The organism is Polynucleobacter sp. JS-Mosq-20-D10, assembly GCF_018687755.1.
In the GTDB taxonomy this organism is placed as follows: Bacteria; Pseudomonadota; Gammaproteobacteria; order Burkholderiales; family Burkholderiaceae; genus Polynucleobacter.
This window is the reverse complement of record NZ_CP061305.1, coordinates 301,411-312,822: the sequence shown is the minus strand read 5'-3', so window position 1 is coordinate 312,822 and position 11,412 is coordinate 301,411. Positions and strand designations below refer to the sequence as shown.

10 protein-coding genes and 1 pseudogene are annotated in these 11,412 nt (G+C 39.8%); all 11 read right to left on the bottom strand.

Going from position 1 to position 11,412, the window contains the following annotated elements:
• Nucleotides 1-4 precede the first annotated feature (4 nt).
• A complete protein-coding gene (locus FD967_RS01645) occupies nucleotides 5-1,105 on the bottom strand; it encodes a DegT/DnrJ/EryC1/StrS family aminotransferase (protein WP_371819307.1) in 1,101 nt (366 codons plus the stop codon).
• The gene (locus FD967_RS01640) at nucleotides 1,105-1,710 is read right to left on the bottom strand and encodes an acyltransferase (RefSeq protein WP_215326355.1); all 606 of its coding nucleotides are present in this window, start codon (nucleotides 1,708-1,710) and stop codon (nucleotides 1,105-1,107) included. Before FD967_RS01640 ends, FD967_RS01645 begins: the two co-directional genes overlap by 1 nt.
• Before the next feature lie 40 nt (nucleotides 1,711-1,750).
• Nucleotides 1,751-2,812, bottom strand: a complete 1,062-nt coding sequence (locus tag FD967_RS01635; protein WP_371819305.1) for a Gfo/Idh/MocA family protein — start codon at nucleotides 2,810-2,812, stop codon at nucleotides 1,751-1,753.
• 15 nt (nucleotides 2,813-2,827) lie between these two features.
• Entirely contained in the window at nucleotides 2,828-4,123 is a 1,296-nt protein-coding gene (locus FD967_RS01630) for a nucleotide sugar dehydrogenase (protein ID WP_215326354.1), read from the bottom strand.
• 65 nt (nucleotides 4,124-4,188) lie between these two features.
• A complete protein-coding gene (locus FD967_RS01625; protein WP_215326353.1) occupies nucleotides 4,189-5,304 on the bottom strand; it encodes a DegT/DnrJ/EryC1/StrS aminotransferase family protein in 1,116 nt (371 codons plus the stop codon).
• Nucleotides 5,305-5,309: 5 nt separating this feature from the next.
• The gene (locus FD967_RS01620; protein ID WP_215326352.1) at nucleotides 5,310-5,783 is read right to left on the bottom strand and encodes an acyltransferase; all 474 of its coding nucleotides are present in this window, start codon (nucleotides 5,781-5,783) and stop codon (nucleotides 5,310-5,312) included.
• Nucleotides 5,780-6,841, bottom strand: coding sequence for a Gfo/Idh/MocA family protein (locus FD967_RS01615; RefSeq protein WP_215326351.1), 1,062 nt, complete (start codon nucleotides 6,839-6,841; stop codon nucleotides 5,780-5,782). The genes FD967_RS01620 and FD967_RS01615 overlap by 4 nt, the downstream gene beginning before the upstream one ends.
• Before the next feature lie 135 nt (nucleotides 6,842-6,976).
• The gene (locus tag FD967_RS01610; RefSeq protein ID WP_215326349.1) at nucleotides 6,977-7,984 is read right to left on the bottom strand and encodes an NAD-dependent epimerase; all 1,008 of its coding nucleotides are present in this window, start codon (nucleotides 7,982-7,984) and stop codon (nucleotides 6,977-6,979) included.
• A 15-nt stretch (nucleotides 7,985-7,999) separates the two neighbouring features.
• Nucleotides 8,000-8,755 carry a hypothetical protein gene (locus FD967_RS01605; protein ID WP_215326348.1) on the bottom strand — a complete coding sequence of 252 codons (756 nt, stop codon included), beginning with the start codon at nucleotides 8,753-8,755 and terminating at the stop codon, nucleotides 8,000-8,002.
• Between the two features lie 111 nt (nucleotides 8,756-8,866).
• Nucleotides 8,867-9,937, bottom strand: coding sequence for a class I SAM-dependent methyltransferase (locus tag FD967_RS01600; RefSeq protein WP_215326347.1), 1,071 nt, complete (start codon nucleotides 9,935-9,937; stop codon nucleotides 8,867-8,869).
• Nucleotides 9,938-10,238: 301 nt separating this feature from the next.
• Nucleotides 10,239-11,380, bottom strand: a pseudogene (locus FD967_RS01595) (IS3 family transposase).
• Between the last annotated feature and the right edge of the window lie 32 nt (nucleotides 11,381-11,412).

The following is an 11,412-nucleotide window of genomic DNA, read 5'->3' as shown; positions in this document are numbered from 1 at the left end:
GAAGCTAATAAGAAATTCGTGAAATGGCTTCCACAATTTTTACAATGTCGTCCTCACGCAAATATGCACTCATCGGCAGACTTAGCACTTGGCCTGCAACTTTTTGCGCAACAGGAGTACAGCCTGTGCAGCAAAAATCCTTATATGCCGGTTGCTCATTCATTGGCACGGGGTAGTGAATGGCAGTTGGAAAACCGGCGGCCGTCAATTTCTCTTGTACAAGTTTGCGACGATTTGTAAATATCGTGTACTGCGCAAATACACTAGTTCTGTCATGTTTCTGCATAACTCTTGATATGCCAGCTTCATCAAGAAGTTCATTGTAAATATTGCCCAACCTACTCCGATTTAGAATTTCTTGATCAAAGTAATCGAGCTTTGCCAAAAGAATTGCACACTGCAGAGTGTCCATGCGGCCCCCAACACCCACTCTACTATGCACATAACGATCTGATTGCCCATGAATTCTGATTTCTCGACAGGCATGCGCAATTGATTCATCATTAGTAAAAATTGCTCCACCATCTCCATAACATCCCAGTGGCTTACTGGGAAAAAAGCTGGTACAGCCAATCGTGCTTAGATTGCAACTTTTTTCATTCCTATATGTAGAGCCAAAGCTTTGAGCGCCATCTTCCACAACAGCAATATTGCCATGGTGAGCTGCTAAATGGTTTATTTCGTCCATATTTGCAGGTTGTCCATACAGACTTACCGGAATAATTGCTTTTGTATTTAGGCTTATCTTCTCCTTCAGCAACTTTGTATCTATATTGCAAGTATCATGCTCGATATCTACAAAGATTGGGGTTGCACCAAGAAGGACGATAACCTCAATGGTCGCGGCAAATGTAAATGGAGTTGTTATAACTTCATCGCCCTGACCAACACCTAATGCCATTAGGCTGATAAGCAACGCTTCTGTTCCACTTGAAACGGTGATGCAATACTTTGAATTTGTAAATGCTTTCAGCCTATCCTCTAACTCAGAAACCTCTGGACCCATGATGTATACACCATGTTCTAGCACTTTATTGATTCGATCGTGAATTTTTGGTTTTAAAAATTCATATTGCGATCTTAGGTCAACAAAAGGGATATTCATCATTCTTCTCTGACAACCTGGCCACCAATTAAGCGATAGATCTGCATAGTATGAGGGCACTTATAGCGTCCTTCATCGCCAGTCATTGACAAAGGAATTCGCTCCCCAAACTCACTCATCCAGCCTATTTGCTTGGCGGGAACTCCCACCATCAATGCATAAGGCTTGACATCTTCATTCACCAGAGTGCCTGCACCAATGAAAGCGAATTTTTCAACCACCACTCCGCAAACAATTGTACAATTTGCGCCTAAGGTTGCCCCCATCTTAACAATGGTGTTTCGATATTCGCTTTTTCTCTCAACGAGAGATCGAGGGTTATATACATTTGTAAAAACCATACTTGGGCCACAAAACACCCCATCCTCCAGGATTACCCCATCGTAAATGGAGACATTATTTTGTATCTTACAATTATTTCCAATTGTGACTCTATTTCCGATAAAAACATTTTGCCCAATGGATACGTTACACCCAACTCTGGCTCCGCCAGAGATATGAGAAAAGTGCCATATCCGACTTCTTACCCCAATCTGAGCTCCATCATCGATAATAGCACTCGAGTGAATATCAACATCATGATATTGATTGATTGATGGACTCATATTCAGATAACTTCAAGCAACATTAGGTAGCATTTATAAATCAAAACTCAAGCGGTATTGAGATTGTTTTACCATCTTTTGACGACATATATGCGGCAATAATTAATTCCAGGGATTTCAAGCCTTCACGCCCATCTGTTACAGGTTCCTCTTGTCCACGCATTACTTGTATGACATTTTGATAGTAGATTGGATGCCCGACCCCATATACTGAAGTTGTATCGTAATTGGCGGCACTAATGGACAAATCGTAATCCATCCTATCCTCAAATGCCCATTCCTTAATTTCATTTACAGCCACTCCACCAATTTTAACGGTGCCCTTTTCGCCCAAAATTGTGATACTGCCCTCCAAGTTTTTGGGGTAAGTTAACATGGTCACACTCATCGATCCCAGGGCGCCGTTTCTCCACTTAATATTCAAAACACCTGTATCCTCAACCTCAATTTCTCTAGTTGTACTCGTCATAGCCTGCAGTCTCTCAACTGGTCCAATCAACCAATCAAGCAAATCAACGTAATGACTAGCCTGGTTCATAAACGCCCCCCCATCAAACTCCCAGGTCCCCCTCCAACCGCTACCCTGATCATAATAAGATTGAGGTCGATTCCAAAATACGTTTACTTGAACCAGGTGAATCCTTCCAAATCTTTTCTCAGTCAATGCACGCTTCAAAAGCTGCAAGGTAGCGTTATACCTATTTTGCTTTACAACAAATAGGCGAACACAAGCTTTATCGCATGCCTGAACCATGCGTATACCATCCCGCCAACGAGTGGCCATTGGCTTTTCAGTCATCACATTTATTTTATATTCTGCCGCAAGTATAGTTTGTTGTGCATGCAATCCACTTGGAGTGCATAGAATCACAAGATCAATTGACTCTATTGCAAACATTTCCTCAAGGTCAAGATAACCTGGCACTTTGTATTCATTGGTAAATTTATCTAAAATAGCGGTGTCAACATCGCATAGTGCAACTAATCTCAAATCATTTTTGAATATTTCAATTGACTCGAAATGATTTTTTGATATTCGACCACAACCGACAATTGCAACCTTAATCTTTTCTGACTCAACAATGTGTTTATAGCGCATCATATAGATCCCAACTTTCTACAAACGAAATGTCGTAAAACCCGCATTAATTGATTCTTGTTTATCAAAAAGCGCTTTTACATCTGCCAATACCGGCAGACTTGACTTGCATCTCTCCCTAAGTTCCGCGGGCTTTAAATTTCGGTATTCCTCGTGACCAACTGCCACGACCAGTGAATCTAAATTATTAAGACAATCTAGATCCGATAATTTAATTCCATAATCGCTTAAAACTTCAGTGTGATTAGCCCAAGAATCGACGACAATCACATTCACACTCCACTGCTTAAGCTCATTAATTAAATCAATAACCTTACTATTGCGAATATCCGGACAGTTTTCTTTAAAGGTAACCCCCATTACACCAACAGTACTACGTGATACATCGATTCCATTTTTTAACATTAATCGAATAACATTTCTCGCTACATACCTTGCCATATTATCGTTTATTCGCCGTCCAGCTAAAATAACTTGAGGGTGATAACCAAGCTCCTCAGCTTTATGTGTCAAATAATATGGGTCAACCCCAATACAGTGACCCCCGACCATTCCTGGTCGAAAAGGTAAAAAATTCCACTTGCTGCCTGCAGCTTGAAGTACCTCTGTTGTATCTATTTGGAGTCGCTCAAAAATAACAGATAGCTCATTTACAAATGCAATATTAAGATCACGCTGGCTGTTCTCAATCACTTTTGCAGCCTCTGCAACTTTTATTGAACTCACCATCCAAGTTCCAGCTTTAATAATACTTGCATAAAGTGCATCAATCTTATTTGCAACCTCCGGCGTACTGCCGCTCGTTATTTTTTTTATCTTTGTCAAAGTATTGACTTTATCCCCAGGGTTAACTCTTTCGGGACTATATCCACAGTAGAAATCTTTATTAAATTTCAAATTAGATTCTTTCTCAAGGATCGGAACACAAACCTCTTCAGTGCATCCTGGATAAACAGTAGACTCATAGATTACTATGGATCCAACCCTTAAAGCACCTCCAACAATCCTACTCGCACTTATAATTGGATTCAAATCTGGGCGATTAGCTCGGTCAATCGGAGTGGGAACCGTAACAATGAAAATGTCACATTCCTTAAGTCTAGAAGCATCTTCAGTAAATTCAAGTAGCCTAGATTTACAAAGATCCTGTGCTGGAATTTCTAAGGTGCTGTCTTTTCCTGACTTTAGCTCTCGAATTCGCTCGCTATTAATGTCATATCCAAGTACTAACCTATTTTTTCCAAACTCAACCGCTAATGGTAGACCAACATAACCCAGGCCTATTATTGCAATTTTTGAATTTTCTGCATTCAACACTTCTCCCCCCTCAAATCACTACTCATTGGATAATATAGCTCCAATAATTTTTTATCTAACATTCATTTCAGCTTGCAATAACTATCGATAGCCTCAACAACTTGATCTATTTTTTCATAGGTTAATTCTGGATATATTGGTATCGATAGAATTCTTGATTGATTAAAGTGTGCGTTTGGAAATTCCTCTGGGATGTGCTGAAATCGAGCATAGGCCCTTAAAAAAGGGAGTGCAACTGGATAATTAATCGTTGTTTGAATTCCACGTGAATTGAGATATTTTGCTAATTCGTCACGTTTTTCATGCTTAACAACATATAAATGCCATACATGCTCCATTTCCTCAGCTACTTTTGGTACGGTTATTTTTTTTATCGGTGAAAGCATTTTAGCGTATCGACTGGCGTGCGATTGACGCAATTTTGTCCAATTTAGAAGATGTGGTAGTTTAACCGACAATATTGCAGCCTGAATTCCATCAAGCCTACTATTTATTCCCTCAATTTTATGTTCGCCTTTTTTTAATCCACCATGACGTGCAAACATTGCCATCTTATCTGCGAGAAATTCATCGTTTGTTGTTATTGCACCAGCATCCCCCATCGCGCCTAAATTTTTACCTGGGTAAAAAGAATAAGAGGCAGCTATTCCAAAAGTGCCAACTAACTTTCCATTGCAACGTGCAAGATGTGCTTGGGCGCAATCCTCTATTACCCATAATTTATTCCTATCTGCTATATCCATAATTTTATGCATATTAGCCGGTTGACCATAAAGATGAACTGGTATTACCCCAACAGTCTTCGTCGTGATTTTTGACTCAAGGGCAGCCGGGTCGATAGTAAAAGTTTCTTTATCGACATCGCAAAAAACTATGTTGGCGCCAGCTTGGGTAACTGTTTCAGCTGTTGATATCCAAGAATGGGCCGGCACAATAACTTCATCACCCGGCCCAACATCTAGAGCCCGCATAGCAATATACAAGGAGTCGGTTCCATTTGCGCATGAGACACAGTACTTTCGCTCCATAATTTGAGCAAACATTTTCTCAAAATTATCCACATATGGCCCACGAATAAATGAAGAGCTTTTGATAACATCCTTAATGACACTGTCAATTTCACCTTGAATATTTAAGTATTGTTCGTATAAGTCAACAGATGGAATTTTGAAATTCATTTTCATCAACCGAGGATTATTTTTCTTATTAATTTTGCAGGATTGCCAGCATAGACTCCAGGCACAACAATATCTTTTGTCACCACAGATCCGGCCCCAATAACAGTATTGCTACATATAAAAACAGGTAAGATTGTTGCATTACTACCAATTGACACATTACTCTCAATTCGAGTGCGCTTCCAAAATGAGCGATTTCCCCTTGCTGGAGCACCTTCTTCAAATAAATCATTAATAAACATCACGCCATGACCTACAAAGCAATACTCACCTATCTCTACTAGTTCACATATGAAAGTGTGAGACTGAATCTTTGAGCTTGCACCAATAATTACCCCTTTTTGTATCTCAACAAATGGGCCTATAAAGGCCTTATCTCCAATAAAACATTCGTAAATATTGACTGGATTAATGATAGTTACATCAACTCCGAAAGTTACATCGATAATCTTAGATTCATAAATCTTTTCTGAGCTCATAAACCCCCACCAAGCCTACCTAACTGCGGCTTAAATCTTAAAAAGACTTCTTTACCAGTCTCAATAGATTCATAAATTGCATTAATTAACTCAATACTCTTGCGACCCTCAAGGCCATCGACAAGGTGTTTGCGATTATTTTTAATGCAATCAACAACATGCTCGTAATATGCTTTATGCCCAAATCCATAAATATTTGGGGGGTTGACTGAATAATTTTTTATAACATCGCTATCTCCTGCCTCTAGCTTTGCAAAATTCCAAACTTTCATTTCATTTACAGCAAAACCTCCAATTTCAACCGTACCGCCCTCGCCTAATATTGAAATTGATCCTTCAAGATCTTTTGGGCGAGTCGCAGTTGTAGCCTCAATAACACCTAGGGCACCATTTTGAAATTTAAGCACGACTACCGCTGTATCTTCAGCTTCAATATTTGCTAATGCAGTTACACTACGGGCAAATACACTCTCAACATCACCGACCATCCATTCGAGAAGATCTATATGGTGACTAGCTTGATTTGTTAGAACGCCACCGTCCATCAACCAAGTCCCGCGCCACGGGGCTTGGTCATAATACTCTTGTGTTCGACACCATCTAACCCGAACGGTTCCTAACACCATTTTGCCAAATCTTTGCTTTTCAATCGCATCACGCAACTTAATAACTGGGACATTAAAACGATTCTGTTTGACAACAAATAATTTTATTCCGGCTTCGTCACACGCACGAATCATTAAATCAGAATCAGCTACGGTTAAAGCCATTGGCTTTTCAACCACAATATGCTTTCGATATTGCGCTAGCTCAACCACATTGGTCGCATGATTTCCACTCTCCGTTAGAACCACAACAACATCGATATGTTCTGACATCATCATATCGTGCATATCAACATAAAATGGCACAGAATAATTCTTCGCTACAGTCTGAGCTTTATTTTTATCCAAATCACATACAGCAACCAATCGACCGCCATCAATTTGCTCCAAACCCAATAATTCCGAGTGCTTCTTAGCGATCCTTCCGCATCCAACCAAAGCAAAGCGTAACATTTATCAACCTCACGTTAAATCGGATTAGAAAAACTTGATCTTCCGATAGTTTAATTCATTAGTTTTTACAAAAAAGCCATCAGCAGCAAAGTATTAATATTCAAGCCATTACAAAATACTAGAAAGTAGGCTTAATCATATTTTGTAGTAAGACTTAAACCACTCCACAAATTTTTCTACGCCGCGCTTAATAGGGGTGTTAGGTCTGTAGTTAAAATCAGAGACTAAATCATCAATGTTTGCCCATGTATCCAGAAGATCCCCTGCCTGGAGTGGAAGCAACTCAATGTTTGCCTTAGTGCCGAGGGCATTTTCAAGTTGAGCTACATAATCTAACAGCTTTACCGGCTGACTATTGCCTATGTTGTAAACACGCCATGGGGCAAAACTAGTACCTGAGTCAGGATTGCCCTCAGCCCACCGAATATTAGGCGCAGCGATGTTATCTAATGCACAGATAACCCCTTCAACAATATCATCAATGAAAGTAAAGTCACGCAAATGATTGCCATTATTAAAGACTTTTATTACCTCTCCCCGCATAATGCTAGTAGCAAATTTTTGAAGCGCCATATCCGGCCGATCCCAGGGGCCGTATACGGTAAAAAAACGTAGTCCAGTAGATGGTAAGTCATATAAATGACTATAGGAATGCGCCATAAGCTCATTAGCCTTTTTAGTTGCCGCATACAAACTCAAAGGATGGTCAACATTGTCATGCACTGAAAATGGAAGTTTCACATTTGCTCCATAAACACTAGATGAGCTTGCATAGACAAGGTGGTCCACTTTGTATTGACGGCATCCCTCAAGGACATTTCCAAAACCCACTAAATTGCTATCTATGTATGCGGCAGGATTCTCCAGGGAATAGCGAACTCCAGCCTGAGCAGCTAAATGAACTACTCTATCTGGCCTGTACACTTTAAATAAGTGAGCAGCTGAATCCCGATCAGCAAGATCGAGTCGTTGATGCGTATAGCCAGGATGATCTACATGTCGCTGTAAGCGATCCTCCTTTAGAGTTTGGCTATAGTAATTATTGTGATTATCAACCCCAATTACTTCATCACCCCTTGCAAGTAAACGCAAGGCTAGCGCAGAACCAATAAATCCAGCGGCCCCAGTAACAAGAACTCTCAAAGCATGCCTCCTAAATTATCTAAAACCTATATTCTTTTTTTTCAATCTTGAATTAAATAGGATTGCAATTAAAAGACCAAATAAAAGACCCAAAAAAGTACCCCAAAGAATTGAAATAAACCTTTTACCCCTATGCTCCACCGGCACTATTGTTATTTCAGAAACCAATTCTGAGTAAGAAATACTATTCAATGAAAGCAAATCTATAGATATCAAATTTATTGCCTCAGGCTGAATGCGCTTGGCCTTATTAGAAGTGTTGTTTAAAGTGTCAAGATCTGAAAGGGCTTTGCTCAAAAGATGAGCCCTAATTTTTAATTGGGTACTGTAAGATTGATCAACAAATTTAATCCACTCTGATATACACTTCTGAGCATCATCTGGGGTCTTAATATAAATTTTGTAATCGAGTGTGTTTTGAATTTTAGGATTAGGCGCAACACTCAATCTGCGGACACTATTTAAATCAAACGCCCCACATAGTAGATTTATTTTCTCCAATTGTTTTTGAGACTCATTCATTAGCTCATCTGCAGACTGCAGAGTAGAGTAATTTCTCTTGGCTAAATCAAAATATTGGGGCAATTTTATCAAGGCATTAACTTCGAATACCTCAGCTTGTGGTTTTAAAAAAATAAAGGTGCAAATTAAACCAATTCCCCCAAAAGCCACTATGATTTTCCACCAGGCAAAAACGAAAAAAAAGAGGTTTTCGGAGCTGTGATTGTATTTTTTCCTTAAATAGTCAACTAGACTTAATTTAGATACCATATTTTTTAATGTTGTTTTTCCGTATGAAGATCATTGTAATCCTCATGTCATAAATATAGTTGAATCTGTTCGCTTTAATGTACTTATAAGACTAGCCGAGTGATTGTCGGTTTACTTTTTTTTAGCAACTAAAATAAACTCGCTAGACCAGCTAACTTTTATTGATTTATTGATAACCCGGATTATGGGGATCGCCAATAAATATCCAATCACATTAAGTATTCTGAATGGCGTCCACTCCAAAAGATGCTGAAATCTATAAGGCATTACATCGACCACAATTAAATCCGCCTCTTTGAAGGTTTTAAGCCAATTGTTAATACCCCACTCTCGATACTCATGCCAAATACCTCTATAATGCTGGCCATGCGTTACGGGGAGTAAATACAAATAAACTCTGGCAAGCCTATGAGTCTCTAGATACTTAGCTACTCCAGACAAAAGAGTATTGACACTCAGTCCAGATTCAGTTGCCAATGTTCTAATTAATATTTCATTATAAGCTGGGTTTTTTAAATAATGAGATAACCTTGGAATTATCTTATAGAATTCTCTGCTGGAAATGCTTAATTCTTTCTCAGGCGCATTTTCCGATACTAACAATCTAATAATCTTAGGATAGTGGGACATCTTCCGCATATTGATAAAAAATTGTAGCGGCTGTCGACATAGGTAGTATCTAAATAATCGGAAAATACAAAGTAATCTTGTTCCTGTAATGCATAAAACTAGCCCCCCAGGCTTTAAAACTCTTTTAATTTCGCTATTGAAGGCAACAACATCCGGCACATGCTCGATTACTGAATTGTGGTAAACGACATCAAAAAAACAGTCTGGATAGGGGAGGCTCAACCCATCGTTGGACATGAATTCGACTCTATCTACTGCCAAGCCATCTAATACACTTTTCCTTATTGAGGCAGCATCCCCCATCCAATTCTCAGTCTGAGCCAAATCAGTAATTTTAACATTCCCAAATAACGATAAAAGGGCCCCATGAATACCTTGACCACATCCAATTTCAAGAATTTCATTATGCTTATATTTTCGAAGAATTGGGATAACAAAGTCGAAGATAATTAATTTAATAATAACCTCTGAGCGATTTAACTCCTTATTTTTATCAGCGAAATTTAAATATTTAACGACTAATGATTTTGGAATATTTTGAAAAGGAAACATAATTTATGATCGGTTAATAGATATATTTTTGCTAAAATGATGATGATCGAAACGCTCAGTATATGAGTTATGGTGCTTACTGTCATGAAGTATTACCCTTTCAATAGGAGTTCTACTAAGTAAGATCTATCTTGCCCCCTAATGCTTGTAACAACGATGATTTTTTTCTCGCTCACATATTGCAGTTTTTCATTTCACAATTAATCTTTACCGTACGTATTTTCAAAGCGCACGATATCTCCTTCACCAAGGTAACCACTGAACTGCTGTCAATTTAGGTCCACTACCAAAGAGAGTATTTCTATAGTAAATCATTGCAGCAACATGGGTTGATTTTGGGTGCTTGGGTTTGGGGTGCTGGTGGTCTATAATCTAATGCACTATGTGGCCTAACATGGTTATAGTGCTTGACCCACTCCCCCACGATAATTTGGGCTTCTTTAAGGTTGTAAAAGATCTCCCCATCCAAAAGGTTGTCTCTGAAGGTGCCGTTAAAGCTCTCACAAAAGCCATTCTCCCAAGCACTCCCTGGTTCAATGTAAGCAGTCTTCACTCCAATACCAGATAACCAACTGCGTAGCTCTTTAGCAATAAATTCTGGGCCGTTATCACTTCGGATGTACTCTGGGATACCGTTTTCAATCATGGCGTTGGCCAGTTGTTCAATCACTTGGGTCGAGCCAATTCTTCTGGCGCAGTGGATCGTTAAGCATTTCCTGGTGAACTCATCAATCATGGTGAGCATCCGGATCTTGCCACCATAAGCATCTCTAATAAAGACAAAGTCGTAACTCCACACATGATTGGGGGCAGTAGCTCGCAGCCTCATACAACTGCCATCGGAGAGCCAGAGTCTACCTCTAGGAGGCTACTTTTGTGGGATCTTTAAGCCTTCTTGCCGCCAAATGCGAGCGACCTTGGCGGTAGTCGCTTGTCCCCAACCAACATTACGCATCATGCTGGCAATAAAGCGATAGCCATACCGGCCATAGGTGCTAGCCATCCGGATGACCTCGGCTCTAAGCGGCTCTTCGTCATCTCTAGGTAATGGCATGTACCGATACGCTGCTCTGGATAGCCCCACTAATTCACAAGCTAAGCGCTCTGATGTTGAGTATTTATTCATCAACACCTGAGCAGCTGTTTTGCGTTTAGCAGGGCTTAGAAGTTTCCCTTAATGACTTCCTTGAGCATGACTTCTCGTAGCGATAAGTCCGCTACGAGCTTCTTAAGCCGGGTATTTTCCACCTCCAGATCATTGTACTTACGTGCCTGATCGACTTTCATACCACCATAGATCTTGCGCCAGCGATAGTAGCTTTGCTCAACCGTGCCCACTTCTTTACAAGCTTGGGCTAGGGTTTTGCCATTGGTGGTTAAAACATCGATTTGACGCAATAAGGTGACGATTTGCTCGGGTTTAAGACGTTGGTCTTTTGCCATATTTAGCACTCCTTTAAGTGAGAGATTATCAA

Bases quoted from the DNA above. Each gene is read 5' to 3' on its own strand.
- FD967_RS01645 (WP_371819307.1), bottom strand. From the start codon at position 1,105: ATGAATATCCCTTTTGTTGACCTAAGATCGCAATATGAATTTTTAAAA.
- FD967_RS01640 (WP_215326355.1), bottom strand. From the start codon at position 1,710: ATGAGTCCATCAATCAATCAATATCATGATGTTGATATTCACTCGAGT.
- FD967_RS01635 (WP_371819305.1), bottom strand. From the start codon at position 2,812: ATGATGCGCTATAAACACATTGTTGAGTCAGAAAAGATTAAGGTTGCA.
- FD967_RS01625 (WP_215326353.1), bottom strand. From the start codon at position 5,304: ATGAATTTCAAAATTCCATCTGTTGACTTATACGAACAATACTTAAAT.
- FD967_RS01620 (WP_215326352.1), bottom strand. From the start codon at position 5,783: ATGAGCTCAGAAAAGATTTATGAATCTAAGATTATCGATGTAACTTTC.
- FD967_RS01615 (WP_215326351.1), bottom strand. From the start codon at position 6,841: ATGTTACGCTTTGCTTTGGTTGGATGCGGAAGGATCGCTAAGAAGCAC.
- FD967_RS01605 (WP_215326348.1), bottom strand. From the start codon at position 8,755: ATGGTATCTAAATTAAGTCTAGTTGACTATTTAAGGAAAAAATACAAT.
- FD967_RS01600 (WP_215326347.1), bottom strand. From the start codon at position 9,937: ATGTTTCCTTTTCAAAATATTCCAAAATCATTAGTCGTTAAATATTTA.